This window comes from Nonomuraea sp. NPDC051191, from assembly GCF_044455665.1.
Taxonomy (GTDB): Bacteria; Actinomycetota; Actinomycetes; order Streptosporangiales; family Streptosporangiaceae; genus Nonomuraea.
Genome location: NZ_JBITEZ010000027.1, coordinates 62,227 through 80,340 on the forward strand (window position 1 = coordinate 62,227; position 18,114 = coordinate 80,340).

At 72.1% G+C, this 18,114-nt stretch carries 16 protein-coding genes; 9 read left to right on the forward strand and 7 right to left on the reverse strand.

The features are described from left to right. The first annotated feature begins 377 nt into the window (after positions 1-377). The 4 genes from guaB to ACIA8R_RS48560 all read left to right on the forward strand — a co-directional run bounded on the left by guaB (position 378) and on the right by ACIA8R_RS48560 (position 5,030). Complete coding sequence (gene guaB, locus ACIA8R_RS48545; RefSeq protein WP_357705873.1) at positions 378-1,859, forward strand: IMP dehydrogenase; 1,482 nt, start codon at positions 378-380, stop codon at positions 1,857-1,859. Between the two features lie 4 nt (positions 1,860-1,863). Next, positions 1,864-2,985, forward strand: a complete 1,122-nt coding sequence (locus tag ACIA8R_RS48550) for a GuaB3 family IMP dehydrogenase-related protein (RefSeq protein ID WP_357705872.1) — start codon at positions 1,864-1,866, stop codon at positions 2,983-2,985. A gap of 138 nt (positions 2,986-3,123) precedes the next feature. Next, positions 3,124-4,341, forward strand: coding sequence for an RNA polymerase sigma factor (locus tag ACIA8R_RS48555; protein ID WP_397044688.1), 1,218 nt, complete (start codon positions 3,124-3,126; stop codon positions 4,339-4,341). An 11-nt stretch (positions 4,342-4,352) separates the two neighbouring features. Further along, on the forward strand, positions 4,353-5,030 hold the full coding sequence (locus ACIA8R_RS48560; protein WP_397044690.1) for an SDR family NAD(P)-dependent oxidoreductase: 678 nt from the start codon (positions 4,353-4,355) through the stop codon (positions 5,028-5,030). Here ACIA8R_RS48560 and ACIA8R_RS48565 read toward each other — a convergent pair whose 3' ends face one another. Continuing rightward, positions 5,031-5,597 carry a dihydrofolate reductase family protein gene (locus ACIA8R_RS48565; RefSeq protein ID WP_397044692.1) on the reverse strand — a complete coding sequence of 189 codons (567 nt, stop codon included), beginning with the start codon at positions 5,595-5,597 and terminating at the stop codon, positions 5,031-5,033. Positions 5,598-5,667: 70 nt separating this feature from the next. Here ACIA8R_RS48565 and ACIA8R_RS48570 point away from each other — a divergent pair, with 70 nt between their 5' ends. The 3 genes from ACIA8R_RS48570 to ACIA8R_RS48580 are packed head-to-tail and all read left to right on the forward strand — an operon-like array spanning position 5,668 to position 7,449. Next, positions 5,668-6,240, forward strand: coding sequence for a TetR/AcrR family transcriptional regulator (locus ACIA8R_RS48570; protein WP_397044694.1), 573 nt, complete (start codon positions 5,668-5,670; stop codon positions 6,238-6,240). Position 6,241: 1 nt separating this feature from the next. Next, positions 6,242-7,018, forward strand: coding sequence for a phosphotransferase family protein (locus ACIA8R_RS48575; RefSeq protein ID WP_397044696.1), 777 nt, complete (start codon positions 6,242-6,244; stop codon positions 7,016-7,018). Next, entirely contained in the window at positions 7,015-7,449 is a 435-nt protein-coding gene (locus tag ACIA8R_RS48580; protein WP_357705866.1) for a GNAT family N-acetyltransferase, read from the forward strand. The genes ACIA8R_RS48575 and ACIA8R_RS48580 overlap by 4 nt, the downstream gene beginning before the upstream one ends. Here ACIA8R_RS48580 and ACIA8R_RS48585 read toward each other — a convergent pair. From ACIA8R_RS48585 to ACIA8R_RS48600, 4 genes are read right to left on the reverse strand one after another with little or no spacing between them, the layout of a single operon-like run. Then, positions 7,439-8,263 (reverse strand): class II fructose-bisphosphate aldolase, encoded by an 825-nt coding sequence (locus ACIA8R_RS48585; RefSeq protein WP_364085873.1) that lies wholly within the window; start codon positions 8,261-8,263, stop codon positions 7,439-7,441. The two genes, ACIA8R_RS48580 and ACIA8R_RS48585, sit on opposite strands and share 11 nt — an antisense overlap. Before the next feature lie 10 nt (positions 8,264-8,273). Then, on the reverse strand, positions 8,274-9,176 hold the full coding sequence (locus ACIA8R_RS48590; RefSeq protein ID WP_364085876.1) for a 1-phosphofructokinase family hexose kinase: 903 nt from the start codon (positions 9,174-9,176) through the stop codon (positions 8,274-8,276). Further along, positions 9,176-10,309, reverse strand: a complete 1,134-nt coding sequence (gene nagA / locus ACIA8R_RS48595) for an N-acetylglucosamine-6-phosphate deacetylase (RefSeq protein ID WP_364085879.1) — start codon at positions 10,307-10,309, stop codon at positions 9,176-9,178. The genes ACIA8R_RS48590 and nagA overlap by 1 nt, the downstream gene beginning before the upstream one ends. Beyond that, positions 10,306-11,178: an SIS domain-containing protein gene (locus tag ACIA8R_RS48600; protein WP_364085882.1), complete on the reverse strand. Its 873-nt coding sequence runs from the start codon at positions 11,176-11,178 to the stop codon at positions 10,306-10,308. Before ACIA8R_RS48600 ends, nagA begins: the two co-directional genes overlap by 4 nt. Before the next feature lie 128 nt (positions 11,179-11,306). On the opposite strand from ACIA8R_RS48600, the gene ACIA8R_RS48605 reads away from it, so the two are divergent. Together ACIA8R_RS48605 and ACIA8R_RS48610 are read left to right on the forward strand one after the other, a co-directional pair. Then, positions 11,307-12,077: a DeoR/GlpR family DNA-binding transcription regulator gene (locus tag ACIA8R_RS48605; RefSeq protein ID WP_397044700.1), complete on the forward strand. Its 771-nt coding sequence runs from the start codon at positions 11,307-11,309 to the stop codon at positions 12,075-12,077. A 69-nt stretch (positions 12,078-12,146) separates the two neighbouring features. After that, entirely contained in the window at positions 12,147-13,883 is a 1,737-nt protein-coding gene (locus ACIA8R_RS48610; protein WP_357705916.1) for a glycerol-3-phosphate dehydrogenase/oxidase, read from the forward strand. 46 nt (positions 13,884-13,929) lie between these two features. On the opposite strand, the gene ACIA8R_RS48615 is transcribed toward ACIA8R_RS48610, so the two are convergent. After that, complete coding sequence (locus tag ACIA8R_RS48615) at positions 13,930-15,951, reverse strand: beta-propeller domain-containing protein (RefSeq protein ID WP_397044702.1); 2,022 nt, start codon at positions 15,949-15,951, stop codon at positions 13,930-13,932. Positions 15,952-15,983: 32 nt separating this feature from the next. Beyond that, on the reverse strand, positions 15,984-18,113 hold the full coding sequence (locus ACIA8R_RS48620) for a serine/threonine protein kinase (RefSeq protein ID WP_397044704.1): 2,130 nt from the start codon (positions 18,111-18,113) through the stop codon (positions 15,984-15,986). Between the last annotated feature and the right edge of the window lies 1 nt (position 18,114).

The following is an 18,114-nucleotide window of genomic DNA, read 5'->3' on the forward strand; positions in this document are numbered from 1 at the left end:
GCGTGTCCGGACCTTGCCCGGAATCATCGGCGGAACGTGCAACTTCGTGCAATTGCACGTTTTCACATTGCGCCGTGCCGCTGAGTGACGCAGGCTTTACCTAGCGTCGGCACCCTGAAGCGGGGCCTTGCGGCAGCCGCCATCAGGACGCGGAGGGGGGTTCGGTGGCGTGAACGCGCCGCAGGGCCTGGGTGCCGGTGGCCGGGGTATGGGACGGATCACCGACCGTCCCATCCCCCGGCACTTTTGACGTTCCGGACGGCGAAGCCGGGAGGACGACGGACCATGGGGGTCGTCGTCCTCCCGGCTTCATTGCGTTTTGGAGGCAGGCCCTAGACTTAGGTCAATCAGCGCAGAGGTCAGGAGGGGGCCGAGGCATGTCCAAGTTCACCGAGATGGGTTTGACCTTCGACGACGTGCTGCTGGTGCCCGGCTACTCCGATCTCCAGCCAGGTGAGGCAGACACGGGGTCCCGCCTGTCACGGGACATCACGTTGTCCATCCCGCTCGTCAGCGCGGCCATGGACACCGTGACCGAGGCCCGCATGGCGGTCGCCATGGCGCGCCAGGGCGGCATCGGCATCCTTCACCGCAACCTGTCGGTCGAGGAGCAGGCCCAGCAGGTCGATCTGGTCAAGCGGTCCGAGGCCGGCATGGTGACCAACCCGGTCACCTGCAGCCCCGACGACACGCTGGCCGACGTCGAACGGTTGTGCGCGACGTACCGGATCTCCGGGGTGCCGGTGACGGACGTGGCGGGCACGCTGGTCGGCATCGTGACCAACCGCGACATGCGTTTCGAGAGCGACCAGACCCGCCCCGTGCGCGAGGTCATGACCAAGATGCCGCTGGTCACCGCGCCGGTCGGGGTGTCGCGTGACGAGGCGTTCGCGCTGCTGCGGCAGAACAAGATCGAGAAGCTGCCTCTGGTCGACCCCGACGGCAGGCTGCGCGGCCTGATCACGGTCAAGGACTTCACCAAGAGCGAGCAGTACCCGCTGTCCACCAAGGACGCCGACGGCCGCCTGCTGGTCGGCGCGGCCGTGGGCGTGGGCGGCGACGCCGAGCTGCGGGCCAAGGCGCTGATCGAGGCCGGCGTCGACGTCGTCGTCGTCGACGTGGCCCACGGCCACTCCAAGGGGCTGGCCGACATGATCGCCAAGCTCAAGGCCAACAGCAAGGTCCAGGTCATCGGCGGCAACATCGCGACCAGGGCGGGCGCCCAGATGCTGGTCGACGCGGGCGCCGACGCGGTCAAGGTCGGCGTCGGCCCGGGCTCGATCTGCACCACCCGCGTGGTGGCCGGGGTGGGCGCGCCGCAGGTGACGGCCATCCACGAGGCGTCCAAGGCGTGCGGTCCCGCCGGGGTGCCGGTGATCGGCGACGGCGGCCTCCAGTACTCCGGCGACATCGTCAAGGCCATCGCGGCCGGCGCCGACACGGTCATGCTGGGCTCGCTGCTGGCCGGCTGCGAGGAGTCGCCGGGCGAGCTGATCTTCATCAACGGCAAGCAGTTCAAGTCGTACCGGGGCATGGGGTCGCTCGGCGCGGTGCGCAACCGCGAGCGCGGCGGCACCTCCTTCAGCAAGGACCGCTACGCGCAGGCCGACGTCGGCGGCGAGGACAAGTACATCCCCGAGGGCATCGAGGGGCAGGTGCCCTACCGCGGGCCGGTCGCGGCCGTCGCCCACCAGCTCATCGGCGGGCTGCGCCAGGGCATGTGGTACGCCGGCTGCCGCACGATCACGCAGATGCACACCGACTGCGAGCTCATGCCGATCACGGCAGCGGGCCTCAAGGAGAGCCACCCCCACGACATCCAGATGACCGTGGAAGCTCCGAACTATCACAGAAGGTAAGTTCATGACTCAGCAGGTGGAGATCGGCCGGGGCAAGACCGGGCGGAGGGCGTACGCGCTCGACGAGATCGGGCTCGTGCCCTCGCGACGCACCCGTGACCCGGAAGAGGTGTCGATCGCCTGGCAGATCGACGCCTACCGGTTCGAGCTGCCCGTCGTCGTCGCCCCCATGGACAGCGTGGTCTCGCCCGCCACCGCGATCGAGATCGGCCGGCTCGGCGGCCTGGCCCCGCTCGACCTCGAAGGGCTCTGGACGCGTTACGAGGACCCGTCCCCGCTGCTGGAGGAGTGCGCCGCCCTCGATGCCGCGGCCGCGACCCGCCGGCTCCAGGAGATCTACGACGCGCCGATCAAGGAAGAGCTGATCGGGCGCCGCATCGAGGAGATCCGGGCGTCCGGGGTGACGACGGCCGTCCGCCTGTCGCCGCAGCGCACGGTCCAGTACCACAAGGCCGTGATCGACGCCGGGGTGGACATCTTCGTCATCCGCGGCACCACCGTCTCGGCCGAGCACGTCTCGGGCCGCGCAGAGCCGCTCAACCTCAAGCAGTTCATCTACGAGCTCGACGTGCCGGTCATCGTGGGCGGCTGCGCCACGTACACCGCGGCGCTGCACCTGATGCGCACCGGCGCGGCGGGCGTGCTGGTCGGCTTCGGCGGCGGCGCCTCGCACACCACCCGCAACGTGCTGGGCGTGGCCGTCCCGATGGCCACCGCGATCTCCGACGTGGCCGCGGCCCGCCGCGACTACATGGACGAGTCCGGCGGCCGGTACGTCCACGTGATCGCCGACGGCGGCATGGGCACCTCGGGCGACATCGCCAAGGCCATCGCGTGCGGGGCCGACGCCGTCATGGTGGGCTCGCCGCTGGCCAGGGCGTCCGAGGCCCCCGGGCACGGCTTCCACTGGGGCTCCGAGGCCCACCACCCCGACCTGCCGCGCGGCCGCCGCGTGGAGTTCGGCCAGGTCGGGACGCTGGAGCAGATCCTCCACGGCCCCTCCAGCGTGGCCGACGGCTCGATGAACCTGATGGGCGCGCTCAAGCGCACGATGGCCTCCACCGGCTACTCCGACATCAAGGAGTTCCAGCGGGTCGAGGTCGTGGTCGCGCCGATCCAGCGCTGACCGACGTCCGCGACGGCTCCCGGGGGTTGCGACCTCCGGGAGCCGAGTGTTCTTCCGGCGGGCGCCGTGTCGATTCCGGGGGCCGCCGTTCGTTCAGGACATGCACAGGGACGCCCGTCACGGCGAGGTGGTTGCAGGATGTCCGACCGGGACGATCAGGTGGAACGCGCCTTCCGGGAGGAGTACGGCCGGGCGGTGGCCGTGCTCGTCCGCGCTTTCGGCGACATCGACGTCGCCGAGGAGGCGGTGCAGGAGGCGTTCGCGGTGGCGGCGCGGCAGTGGCCGCAGGCGGGCCCGCCGCCGAGCCCCGCCGGCTGGATCATCACGACCGCCAGGAACCGGGCCGTCGACCGGTTGCGCAGGGAGTCCGGCCGCCACGACAGGCACGTGCAGGCGGCGCTGCTGCACGCCCGGGACGAGCCCGCCGAGGAGGGGCCCGTGCGGGACGACCGGCTCCGGCTGATCTTCACCTGCTGCCATCCGGCGCTCGCCCCGCACGCGCGGGTGGCGCTCACGTTGCGGCTGCTCGGCGGGCTGACCACGGACGAGATCGCGCACGCGTTCCTGGTGCCGGCGGCGACCATGGCCCAGCGGCTGGTCAGGGCCAAGAACAAGATCCGGCAGGCGGGGATCCCGTACCGGGTGCCGGCGGCGGCGGATCTGCCGGACCGGCTGCGCGCGGTGCTGGCGGTCGTCTATCTGATCTTCAACGAGGGGTACACGGCCAGTTCGGGCGAGCGGCTGGTCCGGGAGGACCTGTGCGCGGAGGCCGTCCGGCTCGGGCGGCTGCTCGCCGAGCTGATGCCGGACGAGCCCGAGGTGTGGGGCCTGCTGGCGCTGATGTTGCTGATCGAGGCGCGCAGGCCGGCGCGGACCGCGGGCGGGGAGCTGGTGCCGCTGGCCGAGCAGGACCGCGCGCTCTGGGACCGCGCGCTGGTCGAGGAGGGGCAGGACATCGTGCGGCGCTGCCTGGGGTGGGGGCGGCCGGGGCCGTACCAGGTGCAGGCCGCGATCAACGCCGTGCACGGCGACGCGCCGAGCGTGGGGGAGACCGACTGGGGGCAGATCGTCCAGCTTTATGACCTACTGCTGACGTTCACGCCGGGGCCGGTCGTGGCGTTGCACCGCGCGGTGGCGGTGGCCGAGGTGGACGGGCCCGAGGCGGGGCTGACGCTGGTCGAGGGGCTGGAGGTGACAGGCTATTACCTGTTCCACGCCGTACGGGCCGACCTGCTGCGACGGCTGGGACGCGACGGGGAGGCGGCACAGGCGTACGGCGAGGCGATCGCCTGCGCGGGCAACGAGGTCGAGCGGGAGTTCCTGCGCCGCAGACGCGCGACGTTGAGGGGGACGTGAAGGTGGACCGGGTGTGTGTGGTCACAGGGGCCAATCGGGGGATCGGGCTGGAGGTGGTCAAGCAGCTCGCGGCGGCCGGCGACACCGTCGTGCTGACCGCCAGGGACGAGCGCAAGGCCCGCGACGCCGCGGCGGGCATCCCCGGCGACGTGCTGCCGCGCCGGCTCGACGTCGCCGACGAGCGGTCGGCGGCAGGGCTGGCGCGGGAGCTGGAGTCGACTCATGGGCGGGTCGACGTGCTGGTCAACAACGCCGCCATCCATTACGACACCTGGCAGCGGGCCTGCGACGCGGACCTGGGCGTGGTGTCGGAGGCGCTGGAGACGAACCTGCTGGGCGCCTGGCGGGTCACCCTCGCACTGCTGCCGCTGTTGCGCGCCGGCGCGCACGGGCGGATCGTCAACGTCTCCAGCGAGGTCGGCTCGCTCGCCTCGATGGGGGGTGGCACGCCCGCGTACACGGTGTCGAAGACGGCGCTGAACGCGCTGACGAAGATGCTCGCGGCCGAGCTGCGCGGCGACGGCATCCTGGTCAACGCCGTCTGCCCGGGCTGGGTGGCGACCGACATGGGCGGCCCGGGCGGGCGGCCGGTCGCCGAGGGCGCGCGGAGCGTGTTGTGGGCGGCGGATCTGTCCGACGGCGGGCCGACCGGTGGGTTCTTCCGCGACGGGGTGCCGCTGCCGTGGTGATCAGCGGGTGTAGGTCATGAGGACCACACCGCCCTCGAACTGTCGGGTGCCGGTCAGAGTGAACGTGGTCGGCCGGAACGCCCCGTCGAACGCGGAGACGCCCGCTCCGGCCACCACCGGGTAGGACTTGATGATCAGCTCGTCGATCTCGGGCAGCAGGGCCGCGGCCAGCTTGCCGCCGCCGCAGAGCCAGATGTCGAGGCCGTTCTCCTGCTTCAGGCGGCGCACCAGGGCGAGTGGGTCGCTCTCGACCAGCTCGACGGCCGGGTCGTCGATCTTGCCGATCGTGCTGGACACGACGTACTGGCGCAGGTGGGCGTACGGGCTGGTGATGCCGACGTCTAGCGCCGGCTGGTAGGTGCCGCGGCCCATCACGAGGGTGTCGAAGCGCTGGTTGGGCGCGTCGAGGCCGATCTGGGCCCTGATGTGCGTCGGCACGGCCTCGGGGACCTCGCCGTTGATGTAGCCCATCAGGGCCTCGCTCACGGGATAGAAGTCCACCTCGTGACCGGGGCCGGCGATGTAACCGTCGATGGAGACGCCGACGTAGTAGACAAGCTTGCGCATACGCAACTCCGTTTGAAGTACTATGAGTGAAGTGGTCACACCGTAGTACTACAAATGGAGTGGTGTCAACATGGTCCGACAGAACCTGGCCAGGCGGGCGGCGCTCGTCGACGCCGCGATCGAGGTGCTGGCCGCCGAGGGCGCCCGCGGCCTGACCTTCCGCGCGGTCGACGCGCAGGCCGGGGTGCCGACGGGCACGGCCTCCAACTACTTCGCCAGCCGGGACGAGCTCTTCACCCAGGCCGGCGGCCGGATCTACGAGCGGCTTCAGCCGGACGCGCAGACGATCGCCACGAGCCTGTCCGGCCCCCGCGACCGCGAGCGCGTGGTGCGGCTCATGATCGAGCTGGTCGACCGGATCTCGGCGTTCACGCCGGGCTACCTGGCGCTCCTGGAGCTGCGGCTGGAGGCCACCAGGCGGCCGGAGCTGCGGGCCGTGCTGACCGAGCGCATCCGCGCCGACGTCGAGGCCAACGTCGGCTACCACCTGGAGTCGGGGCTGCCCGGCGACGCCACCAGCGTGGAGCTGCTCTACCTGGCGATGAACTGGCTGGTGGTCGAACGGCTCACGCTGCCCGACGTGTTCGGCGAGGACAAGATCCGCGAGCTCGTACGGCAGGCGGTCGAGCGTATCCTGCCGTAGCATGGCCGATCTTGTGCACACCCATCTCCTCGACTTCGACGGAGACGTCGTCACCAAGCGCTACATCGACGGCAAGCCGGGCGCGGCCGAGCGCGAGTGGCGGGCGCTCACCCTGCTGGCCGAGCACGCGCCGGGCCTGTCACCGCGGCCGATCGCCTTCGAGGCCGGCGTCGTGCGCATGACCAGGATCGACGGCGAGCCGCTGCGCGGCCTGGCCGCCGAGGAGTCGCCCCTGGCCGCCATGGCCGCGGCGCTCACCGAGCTGTACGAGGCCGTCCCGTCGGGCGTGCTCCAGGCCGTCCCGGTACGTCCGTGGCAGATCGAGGCGGTCAGCGACTGGGTCAGGGAACGGGCGGCCGCCTGGCGGCCCCGCGACCCGCTGGCCGACCGCGCGGTCGAGGAGGGCGTGCGCTGGCTGGAGGCCTGGCGTCCCGGTGAGGCGGGGGTGCGGCCGGCGTTCGGGGCGGGTGACGGCAACCTGGCGAACTTCCTGTGGGACGGCGTCCGCGTGCGCATCGTCGACTTCGAGGACTCCGGCCGCAGCGACCTGGCCCACGAGGTGGCCGAGCTGTCCGAGCACGTCTCGATGTGGGTGGACGGCGAGGTGGAGATCGCCCGCCGGTTCGAGCTGAGCGGGCCGGAGGAACGCCGGCTGCGCGACTGCCGCAAGCTGCAGAGCCTGGTCTGGCTGTTCCTGCTCTCGCACGACAGCCCGCGCAATCCCCCCGGCACCTTCGCTCGTCAGGTCGAGAGGGTGCTGCGATCATTGGGCGCATGAGACTGGCGCAGGAGGCCGACAGGGCCGCCGTCGAACAACTCGTCCACGACGCCTACCAGCCCTGGGCCGAGATCATCGGCACGCGGCCGCTGCCCATGGAGGCCGACTACCCGGCCCTCATCGCCGCGGGCCGGGTGCACGTCACCGACGGCCTCGAAGGGCTCGTCGTGCTCATCCCCGAGGAGGGCGCGCTGCTGGTCGACAACGTCGCGGTCCGGCCCGACCTGCACGGCAGGGGCATCGGCCGCGGCCTGCTGGCCTACGCCGAGCAGGAGGCCGCCCGGCTCGGCCTGCCCGCCCTGCGCCTCTACACCAACGTCAAGATGGCCTCGAACATCGCGCTCTACACCTCGCTCGGCTACGTCGAGACCGGCCGGGTCGATCTCGAAGGCCGCTCGGCCGTGCGGATGCGCAAGGAGCTCAGCCGGTGAGCACGCCCAGCAGGTGACTCACCTCGCGGGCCACGGCGTCGCGGCCCGCGTTGAGGTATTTGCGGGAGTCGACCACCCGCTCGTCGTGGGCCAGGTAGTCGCGTACGGCCCGGGTGAACGCCTTGTTCAGGTGGGTGGCAATGTTGATCTTCTTCATGCCGTTGCGCACGGCCTCGCGCAGCACGTCGTCGGGCACGCCGGACGAGCCGTGCAGCACCAGCGGCACCGGCACCGCCGCCCGCAGCTCGGCGATGAGCTCCAGGTCGAGCACGGCGTCCTTGGTGGTCATGGCGTGCGAGGTGCCGACGGCCACGGCGAGCGCGTCGACGCCGGTCCTGGCGACGTAGTCGACCGCCTCGTGGGGCTTGGTGCGGGCGCCGGGCGCGTGCACGCCGTCCTTGCCGCCGACCTCGCCGAGCTCGGCCTCCACCCAGACGCCGCGCTCGTGGCACCAGGCCGCGACCTCGGCCGTGGCGGCCACGTTCTCCTCGTCGGGCAGGGCGGAGGCGTCGTACATGACCGAGCCGAGGCCCAGCGACACCGCCTCCTCCACCAGCGCGCGGTCGGTGGCGTGGTCGAGGTGGACCGCGACCGGCACCTCCGCGCGGCGCGCGACGGCCAGCGCGGCCAGCGCGACGGGCTCCAGAGCGCCGTGGTAGCGCACGCAGTTCTCGCTGATCTGCAGCACGACCGGCAGGCCGAGCGCCTCCGCGCCGGCCACGATGGCCGTGGCGTGCTCCAGCTGGATCACGTTGAACGCGCCCACCCCAGCGGGGGACTGCCGGACGATGTCGCCGATTCCGGCGAGGGCCATGACGAGCTCCTTACGTGATGATGATCTGGGGGTGTATGTCGGCGTAGACCTCGCCGTCGAAGTCGCCGGCGACCGGCGCGGCGACGGCCGCCGCGCCCAGCGCCGCGGCCCGCCGCAGCCTGTCGGGCCACGGGGAGCCCTCGACCAGGCCCAGTGCCAGCCCTGCGACCAGCGAGTCGCCGGCCCCGGTCGGGTTCCCCTGGACGGTGTACGGCATCCGCGCCCGGAAGGTGCCCTCGCCCGTCACCGCGAGCAGCCCGTCGGCGCCCATGGAGACGACCACGGCCTCGGCCCCCCGCTCGCGCAGCGCGTGGGCGCCCTCCTCGGGGGTGCCGCCGGGGACGGCCCTGGCCAGCTCCTCGGCGTTGGGCTTGACGACGGACGGGCGCCCCTCCGGCGCGTGGCGCAGCGGGTCGCCGTCGGCGTCGACGATGGCCGGCACGCCCGCGCCGGCCGCGAGGGAGGCCAGGGTCGCGTAGACGTCGGCCGGCACGCCGCGGGGCAGGCTGCCGGAGATGACCACGGCCTCGGCCTCGGCCAGCAGCGACGTGTAGTGCTCCGTGAACGCCGCCAGCTCGGCCGCCGTGACCTCGGGGCCGGGCTCGTTGAACAACGTGGCGCCGCCCGGCTCGGAGACCACCAGCGTGGTGCGGGAGTCGGCGGCGACGCCGGTCAGGGCGGCGGGCAGGCCGGCGGCCCGCAGGTCGTGCTCGATCGCCTGCCCGGTGGGCCCGCCCGCCAGCCCCGTGACCAGGACCTCCTGGCCGAGGGCCGCCAGCACGCGGGCCACGTTGACGCCCTTGCCGCCGGCGCGCCGGTGGACGGCGCCGACCCGGTTGACGCCGTCCCAGGTGACGGACGGGACCTCGTAGGTCACGTCGAGCGCGGCGTTGAGCGTCACGGTGATGATCATCAGGGCTCCGTGATCCAGTCGCCGTTCTTCATCACGCCGTCGACCTCCAGCTCGCCGGAGAGCACGACCAGGTCGGCGGCCTTGCCGACGGCGATCGAGCCGATCTCCTCGGCCAGGCCGAGCACCCGCGCGGGGGTCAGCGAGGCCACCTGGACCGCGTCGGGCAGCGACATGCCCAGCTCCCGCACGCCGCGGCGGAAGGCGGCGTCCATGGTGAGGGTGGAGCCCGCGATCGAGCCGCCCTCGACCAGCCTGGCCACGCCGTCGCTCACGCGCACCCGCATGGGGCCGAGCACGTAGTCGCCGTCGCCGAGGCCCGTGGCCGCCATCGCGTCGGTGATCAGCACCGTACGGCCGGGGCCGGCCACCTCGTAGGCCAGGCGCAACATCGCCGCGTGCACGTGGACGCCGTCGTTGACCAGCTCGACCGTCACCCGCTCGTCCTCCAGCAGGGCGGCGATCGGGCCGGGCGCGCGGTGGCCGAGCTGCGGCATCGCGTTGTAGAGGTGGGTGGCGACGGTGGCGCCCGCCTCGATGGCGGCGATCGCCTGGTCGTAGTCGGCGTCGCTGTGGCCGAGCGCCGCGATCAGGCCCTCGCCGACGGCCGTGCGGATCGTGTCGAGGCCGCCGGGCAGCTCGGCGGCGACGGTGACCATGCGCGCGTGCCCGCGCGCGGCCTTGACCAGCCCGGACAGCTCCTGCGGCGACGGCTCGCGCAGCAGGGAGGGGTCGTGCGCGCCGCAACGCGCCTTGGCGATGTACGGCCCCTCGAAGTGGATGCCCGCCAGCAGCCCCTCCTCGCACAGCTCGGCCAGCGAGGAGGCGGCCCTGGACAGCCCGTCGAGCGCGTCGGTGACCAGGCTGGCCATCATCGTGGTCGTGCCGTGCCGCCGGTGCAGGGCCACGGCGTCGCGCGCCTTGTCCTGGTCGCCGGTCGGGAACGACCCGCCCGCGCCGCCGTGGTTGTGGATGTCGACGAACCCGGGGACGACGTGCCGCCCCCCGAGGCTCAGGCCGGGGCTGGGCGCCGATCCGTGGCCGACATGCGTGATGCGGCCGTCTTCGATGGTCAGCCATCCTTCGTGCACCCCTTCGGGGGTCACGATCCGGGCGTCGGCGAGAGTAAGGCTCATGAAGAAAGGATCACAGATCGCGTGAGGTGCATGGGCTCGTCGGGGTTCAGCCCACGGGCGAAGGCCCGCGCGACCGCCACCCGCTGGGCGCGCACCAGCTCGGCCATGGGGTCGAGGCCGCTCTCGACGAACGTGCCGCCGGTCGCCTCGACCTGCTCGCGCAGGCCCTCGGGGGCGGTGCCGAGCATCCAGGTGACGCGGCCGGGGCCCGCGATGCTGATCGGGCCGTGCCGGTACTCCATCGCCGGGTACGCCTCCGTCCACGACCGCGACGCCTCGCGCATCTTCAGCGCGGCCTCCTGGGCCAGGCCGACCGACCAGCCGCTGCCGAGGAAGCTGAACTGCTCGGCCTCGATCAGCTCGGCGGGCAGCGGCTCGGCCAGGGCCCGCTCGGCGTCGGCGATCGCGCCCGTGAGGTCCTCGCCGAGGCTGGCGCGGAGCATGGCGAGCTGGGTGGTGGCGAAGCGGGTCTGCACGACCGAGGTCTCGTCGGCGTAGTCGAGCACGATGACCTCGTCGGCGGCCGTCATGACCGGCGTCTTCGGGTCGGCGGTGATGGCCGTGGTGCGGGCGTCCGTCCTGGACAGCAGCTCCAGGACCTCGGTCGTGGTCCCCGAGCGGGTCAGCGCGAGCACCCGGTCGTACGAGCGGCCGACCGGCGCCTCGGAGGCGGCGAACGCGTCGGTCTCGCCCTGCCCGGCCCGCTCGCGCAGCGTGGCGTAGGCCATCGCGATGAACCACGACGTGCCGCAGCCGATGACGGCCACCCGCTCGCCGGGCTGGGGCAGCGCGCCGGCGGGCACGTCGGCCACGGCACGCCGCCAGCAGGACGGCTGGGACTCGATCTCTGCTTCGGTATGGGTGGTCACCGCGTTCCTCCCCGTAGTTGTTTGTTTCTGCCTTTTTTATACAGTAAAAGCGCATCTTTGTGCAGTGGTCGCTCAGACCTGTCCGTCTGTGCCACGCTTGATCCTGTCCGGATCTCATTGGAGGCTTCGTGTCCCGCTACGATCGCTGGAACGCCATCCTGGAGCTGCTCGCGCAGGAGGGCCGGCTGTCGGTGGAGGAGGCGGCCGAGGCGCTCGACGTCTCCACCGCCACGATCCGGCGGGATCTCGACCAGCTCGCCCAGCAGCAGATGCTCATGCGCACCCGCGGCGGAGCCGTCACCCAGAGCGTCAGCTACGACCTGCCGCTGCGCTACAAGACCGCCAGGCACGCCGACGAGAAGCACCGCATCGCCGCCGCGGCCGCCGGCCTGGTCGCCCCGGGGGCCGTGGTCGGCCTCAACGGCGGCACCACGACCTCCGAGCTGGCCCGCACCCTCGCCACGCTGTCCACGCTGGAGAGCGGGTTCACGATCGTCACCAACGCCCTGAACATCGCCGCCGAGCTGACCGTGCGGCAGCACGTCAAGATCGTGGTCACCGGCGGGGTGGCCAGGCAGCAGTCGTACGAGCTGATCGGCCCGCTGGCCTCGGGCGTGCTCGAACAGGTCACCCTCGACGTGGCCTTCCTCGGCGTCGACGCGATCGACGTCGACCTCGGCGCCTCGGCCCACCACGAGGGCGAGGCCAGCGTGAACAACCTGCTGATCAGCCGGGCTGCCCAGGTCGTCGTGGTGGCCGACTCCTCCAAGGTGGGCCGGCGGGCCTTCTCCCGCATCTGCCCGATCGAGCAGATCGACACGCTGGTCACCGACGCCCGGCTCTCCGACGAGCTCACCGGCCGGCTCACCGACGCGGGCGTCAAGGTCGTACGCGCCTGAATCCGTCCGGCGTTACATGGAACCGGGCGTACGGGTAGGTACTGACCGCAGACGACCCATGGGGGGATGATGACGGCTGGTAGGAGTGTGGCCCGGCTCGGGCCGGCCGAGCGCGCGGCGGCGCTGGCGGAGATGTCCGCCCAGGAGTTCGACGTGGTCGTGGTCGGCGGCGGCGTGGTGGGGGCCGGGACCGCGCTCGACGCCGCGACCAGAGGGCTCGACGTGGCTCTGCTGGAGGCCCGTGACTTCGCCTCCGGCACCTCCTCGCGCTCGTCCAAGCTCATCCACGGCGGCCTGCGCTACCTGGAGCAGCTCAACTTCGAGCTGGTGCGCGAGGCCTTGCAGGAGCGGGCCCTGCTGCTCCAGCGCCTGGCCCCGCACCTCGTCCGGCCGGTGCCGTTCCTGTTCCCGATGACCCATTTCGGGTGGGAGCGTCCATACGTGGGGGCCGGGGTGGCGCTCTACGACACGCTCGGCTTCGCCTCCGGGCTCACCCGCGGGGTGCCGGGCCATCGGCACCTGTCCAGGTCACGGGCGTTGCGGCTGGCCCCGGCGCTGAAGAAGAGCGCCTTCACCGGCGCCGTCCAGTACTGGGACGCCCAGGTCGACGACGCCCGCTACGTGATGACCATGCTGCGCACCGCCGCCACCTACGGCGCCCGGGTCGCGCCGCGCGCCCAGGTGGTCGGGTTCCTGCGGGAGGGCGAGCGGGTCACCGGCGTGCGGGCGCGCGACCTGGAGACCGGCGCGGAGTTCGACGTACGCGCCCAGCAGGTCGTCAACGCCACCGGCGTGTGGACCGACGACATCCAGGAGCTGGTCGGCGGGCGCGGCCAGATCCACGTACGGGCCTCCAAGGGCATCCACCTGCTGGTGCCGCGCGACCGCATCCACTCCAGCACCGGCGTCATCCTGCGCACGGAGAAGTCGGTGCTGTTCGTGATCCCGTGGGGCCGCCACTGGATCATCGGCACCACCGACACCGAATGGACGCTCGACAAGGGCCACCCGGCGGCCTCCCGCACCGACATCGACTACCTGCTCGACCACGTCAACGAGGTGCTGGCGGTGCCGCTGACCCGCGACGACGTCGAGGGCGTCTACGCCGGGCTGCGGCCGCTGCTGTCGGGGGAGTCCGACCAGACGTCGCAGTTGTCGCGCGAGCACGTCGTGGCGCATCCGGTGCCGGGGCTGGTGATGATCGCCGGCGGGAAGTACACGACGTACCGGGTCATGGCGCGCGACGCGGTGGACGCGGTGGCGCACGGGCTCGACCAGCGGGTGCCGCGCTCGTGCACCGACCGCGTGCCGCTGGCCGGGGCCGAGGGCTACCAGGCGCTGTGGAACTCCCGCTACCGCCTCGCCCACACCTCGGGCCTGCACGTCGCCCGGATCGAGCACCTGCTCCAGCGCTACGGCTCGCTCATCGACGAGGTGCTGGTGCTGGTCGAGGGCGATCCGTCGCTGGGCAGGCCGCTGGCCGGGGCCGACGACTACCTGCGGGCCGAGATCGTCTACGCCGCCACCCACGAGGGCGCCAGGCACCTCAACGACGTGCTGACCAGGCGGACGCACATCTCCATCGAGACCTTCCACCGCGGGCTGGCCGTGGCCCAGGAGGCCGCCGAGCTGCTGGCCGGGCCGCTCGGCTGGGACGCCGAGCAGGTCAAGCGGGAGGTGGAGTACTACACCAAGCGCGTCGAGGCCGAGCGGCGCTCGCAGGAGCAGGACTCCGACCAGGAGGCCGACGCCATCCGGCTGGGCGCGCCCGAGATCGTCCCCGTCGTCGCGCCGGAGCGCGGGTGACCGTCCCGGCGGACCGGTCACCCGCCCTCGCGAGGGGCCGCGGGGGTCAGCGCAGCGCGATCCACCCCTGACGGGCCAGCGTCGTGGCGTCGTTGACCTGGAGGCCGTCCCAGGACAGCGTCCAGAGGGCGTCGCCGATGATGATCGAACGCTGGATGCCGGGCTGGTAGGCGTAGTCCTCGGCCTGGTGCGTCGGGTGCTTGATCATGCCGAGCTTCGTCACGGCCGAGTCGTCGATCTTCAGCACCAGCGCGCCCGACTCCTTGGGGGTCATCAGCGGGATCGCCGACAGGCCGGTCTTGGGCCAGTACAGGAACGCGTGCGGGTCCCACTCGGCCTCGGAGCCCGCCTCCTTCTGGAAGAGCTGCGACAGCCTGCGCGGGGCGGCCGGGTCGCTGACGTCGAACAGCGAGACCTGTGTGCCGAGCGTCCTGCCCTTGTCACTGGCCTCCTGGCCGATGCCGATCAGCCGGCCGTCGGCGCCCGGGTGCAGGTACGCCGAGTAGCCGGTGATCTTCAGCTCGCCGGTCACCTTGGGGGCGGCCGGGTCGCGCAGGTCGAGCGTGTAGAGCGGGTCCACCTGCTTGAACGTCACGCAGTAGCCCACCGGGCCGATGAACCTGACCGAGTAGATGCGCTCGCCCCGGCCGAGGCCGCCGACCTCGCCGACCTTGGCCATGGTGTCGGCGGCGAGCACGTACACGCTGCTGGCGCTGTTCTTGCCGTCGGTGGAGGTGAGGGTGGTGGCGACGCGGAGGTGGCCTTCGTACTCCGACAGCGAGTACTGGTTCAGCAGGCGGCCGGGGACCTTGCCGGAGGCCACGTACGTGGGGGCGCCGGGGGCGCCGATGTCGAACCGGTGGACCTCGGTCTCCTCGGGCGGGGCCGTCGGAGTGGGGTCGGGGGCGGGCTCGGACGTGGCGGGCGTGGCGGGGGCGCTGCTGGTGACCGCCGGTTCGGCCGGGCCGGTGGTCACGGCCGGGTCGCTCGGCGTGGGCTCGACGGCCGGGGCACCGTCGGTGGCCGTCGGCACGGGCTCGACGGGCATCGGGTCGGTGACCACCGGGAACCACCAGCGGGGGTTGCTGGCGACGTACAGGCTCTTGCCGCTGCCGTAGACGGTGTCGCCGTCGGCGGCCAGGCTGATGGGCTCGGTGCCGGTCGCGGCGACGTCCTGGGCCAGGTCGATGGTGTGGACGGTCAGCAGCGAGGTGCCGGTGTAGTCGGCGGGGTGGCTGACCCGCTCGCACTTGACCGTGTCCTTCTTGACCGTGCCGGACCCGCTGGTGATCTCGACCGTGGGCAGCCAGGCGGTGAGCGGCGCCTGCCGTACGACGGCCTGGTTGGCCTTCTTGCGGTCGGCCTCGGTGGTGTCCGGGCTCTTGGGCTCGGGGAAGGTGATGTCGGGCTGGCTGCGGGTGACGAGCCGGACCGTGGAGCCGATCATCCGGGCGTCCACGTACGAGCCCTGCGCCCGGATCGTGCTGAGCACCTTCGGCTGCCCGGCCAGGTCGACCACGACGTAGCGGGTCTCGCCGGGCGGCGCGAAGCGCTTGAGCATGATGTCGCCGCCGCGGAACAGCACCAGCGCGCGGTCGCCGGACAGCAGCAGGTCGGCGGGGGCGAAGGTCGGCTCGTCCTTCTTGGTGAGCTTGAGCGACGCGGTGACCTTCTTGGTCGCGGTGTCGATGATCCGCAGGTTGCCGTCCACGACCGTGACGATCCGGTTGCCGTCGGTCTTGATCAGGTCGGGCTCGTCCACGCCCGCCTCGTGCACGTTCGTGGTGGAGTGCTCAGGGGTGTCGGAGGTGGTCTTCGCCCTCGCGGTGGTGGCGGTGTCCTCCATGTACATGATCTGCGGGCCGCCGAAGCCCCAGGGGCCGACGTTCTCCGCGGCGTGCTCCCGCAGGCCCGACAGCATGTCGTCGCAACTGTCGTAGGCGACCAGGCGGACGGCGTCGAGCGTGACCTTCGGCACGGGCGCCTGGCCCGTCGCCGCCGAGGTGCAGGCCGCCGTGACCGTGGCGAGGGCCGCGGCGGTCACGGCCGTACGGATCAGCGTCTTCATGACCTCCTTGACGGCTGCGCGGGCCGGATGGTTCAGGAGCCCTTGGCCGGGTTGGCGGTGAAGACCGGGCTGAAGTCCACGTCGCCGGGCACGTCGAGGATCCTGCGCAGGAGGGTGCCCTTGAAGTCGACGACCTGGATCTCGTCCTTGGTGTTGTTGTCCTGTTCCCAGCAGTAGAGGCGGCTGTCGTCGTACCAGCCGAGCACCTTGTCGCAGTCGGAGGTGAACTTGTGCGTGCGGTCGCCCGACTCGGTGTCCCACACGCAGGTGTCGCCGTCGCTGCCGTTGGGGCAGGTGGACAGGAACGACTCGCCCGAGGGGGAGAAGATGTCCTGGGTGCCGGCGGGCAGCGTGCCGATCGAGCGCACGTCGCGCGTGGCCTTGCCGGCGGCGTCGAAGAAGCGCAGGCTGCGGTTCTTCTCGGGGCCGAAGACGTTGACCACGCCCTGGCCCTCACCGTCCCAGCCGAAGGCGGTCTTGCGGACGGCGGTGTCGTCCACCATGACGATCCTGGCCTTCTTCGTGGCGACGTCCACGATGACGAAGCCCGGGTAGGTCCAGGTCTCGCCGCTCTTCCGCTCGATGTTGAGCAGGATCTTCGAGCCGTCCTCGGACCAGCCGCGGATGCTGGCGATCAGCGGGCCGCGGACGGTCTTGATCGTGGTGCGCTCGCCCGTCTGGCGGTCGCTGACGATGATGTAGTCGTAGTTGTCGTCGGTGTACTTGCGGCCCCGGGTGGCCAGGTAGCGGCCGCCTGGGGAGACGTTCGACTCCCAGTTGCCGGCGTACTTGCGGAACGGGCCGCGCAGCGAGTCCCTGGCGTGGTCGATCCAGTCGTCCTTCTTCTTGTCGTAGATCTCGTACGAGGTCAGGACGATGGCGTCGGAGGTGTTCTCGTACAGGCCGATCGCGGCGCCGGGCAGCGCCTGGCGCGGGCCCTCCTTGGGGACGGAGACCTCGGCGACCGACGGCGCGACCGACGGCGAGACGGTCGGGAGGCTCCGGTCGGACGGCTGGGCGGACGCGGGGGTCGTGCGGCCGTCGTCGGCGGCCACGGTCGCCCTGTCGTTGGCGATGAGCACGGCGAGCCCGGCCAGCACGAGTATGGCGACGCCCAGCGTGACCCCGATGACCAGCGGCGCCCTGCTCTTCCTGGCCGGGTGCCCGGGGTGCACGTTCGGGTGGGTGGGCTGCGCGTACGGTCCGGCCGGATGCCACTGCTGCTGCTGCTGCGGGTACGGCTGCGGGCCCCCGGGCACGGGCCCGGTCATCGGCCCCGGCGGCGGCCCCTGATGCGGTCCCTGGAAGGGCCCCTGCGAGGGCGCGGTCATCGGCCCGGGCCGGGGAGGCCCGGCCGGGACGGCTTCGGCGGCGGCCGCCGCGAGGATCGGCGAGTTCGCCGGCATCGGGTGCTGGAGCAGGCGCATGATCACCTGCTCGGCCGTCGGCCGCTGCGCCGGGTCCTTGGCCAGGCACGCGGCCACCACGTCACGCAGCGCGCCGTCGAGCACGCCCAGGTCGGGCTGCTGGTTGAGGACCCGGTTGATCACGGCGGGCATGGTGTCGCTGCCGAACGGCGCCCGCCCCGACGCCGCGTAGACCATCGCGCTCGCCCAGGAGAACATGTCGGCCGCCGGCCCGACGGTGTGGCCCATGATCTGCTCGGGCGGCATGTACGACGGCGTGCCCACGACCATGCTGCTGATCGTCGAGGTCGCGTTGAGCGCCCGCGCGATGCCGAAGTCGATCACCCGCGGGCCGTCCGCGCCCAGGATGACGTTGGCGGGCTTGAAGTCGCGGTGGACGATGCCGGCCTGGTGGATCGCGGCCAGCGCGGTCGCGGTGCCGATGGCCAGCCGGTGCAGCGTGGACCCGGTGCGCGGCCCCTCCTCCTGCACCACCCGCTGCAGCGACGGCCCTTCGATGAACTCGCTGACGATGAACGGCCGTTCCTGCTCGACGCCGGTGCCGAGGACGGCCGCGGTGCAGAACGGCGCCACCTGCTGGGCCACCTGGACCTCGCGCAGGAACCGTTCGACGCTCACGTCGTCGCCGGACAGGTCGGGACGCAGCCATTTGACGGCGACATGCGTGCCGGAATGATCTTTCGCGAGGTAGACGACGCCCTGGCCGCCCTCGCCAAGCCTGCCGAGGAGATCCATG

Bases quoted from the DNA above. Each gene is read 5' to 3' on its own strand.
- guaB (WP_357705873.1), top strand. From the start codon at position 378: ATGTCCAAGTTCACCGAGATGGGTTTGACCTTCGACGACGTGCTGCTG.
- ACIA8R_RS48550 (WP_357705872.1), top strand. From the start codon at position 1,864: ATGACTCAGCAGGTGGAGATCGGCCGGGGCAAGACCGGGCGGAGGGCG.
- ACIA8R_RS48555 (WP_397044688.1), top strand. From the start codon at position 3,124: ATGTCCGACCGGGACGATCAGGTGGAACGCGCCTTCCGGGAGGAGTAC.
- ACIA8R_RS48565 (WP_397044692.1), bottom strand. From the start codon at position 5,597: ATGCGCAAGCTTGTCTACTACGTCGGCGTCTCCATCGACGGTTACATC.
- ACIA8R_RS48570 (WP_397044694.1), top strand. From the start codon at position 5,668: ATGGTCCGACAGAACCTGGCCAGGCGGGCGGCGCTCGTCGACGCCGCG.
- ACIA8R_RS48575 (WP_397044696.1), top strand. From the start codon at position 6,242: ATGGCCGATCTTGTGCACACCCATCTCCTCGACTTCGACGGAGACGTC.
- ACIA8R_RS48580 (WP_357705866.1), top strand. From the start codon at position 7,015: ATGAGACTGGCGCAGGAGGCCGACAGGGCCGCCGTCGAACAACTCGTC.
- ACIA8R_RS48585 (WP_364085873.1), bottom strand. From the start codon at position 8,263: ATGGCCCTCGCCGGAATCGGCGACATCGTCCGGCAGTCCCCCGCTGGG.
- ACIA8R_RS48590 (WP_364085876.1), bottom strand. From the start codon at position 9,176: ATGATCATCACCGTGACGCTCAACGCCGCGCTCGACGTGACCTACGAG.
- nagA (WP_364085879.1), bottom strand. From the start codon at position 10,309: ATGAGCCTTACTCTCGCCGACGCCCGGATCGTGACCCCCGAAGGGGTG.
- ACIA8R_RS48610 (WP_357705916.1), top strand. From the start codon at position 12,147: ATGACGGCTGGTAGGAGTGTGGCCCGGCTCGGGCCGGCCGAGCGCGCG.
- ACIA8R_RS48615 (WP_397044702.1), bottom strand. From the start codon at position 15,951: ATGAAGACGCTGATCCGTACGGCCGTGACCGCCGCGGCCCTCGCCACG.
- ACIA8R_RS48620 (WP_397044704.1), bottom strand. From the start codon at position 18,113: ATGGATCTCCTCGGCAGGCTTGGCGAGGGCGGCCAGGGCGTCGTCTAC.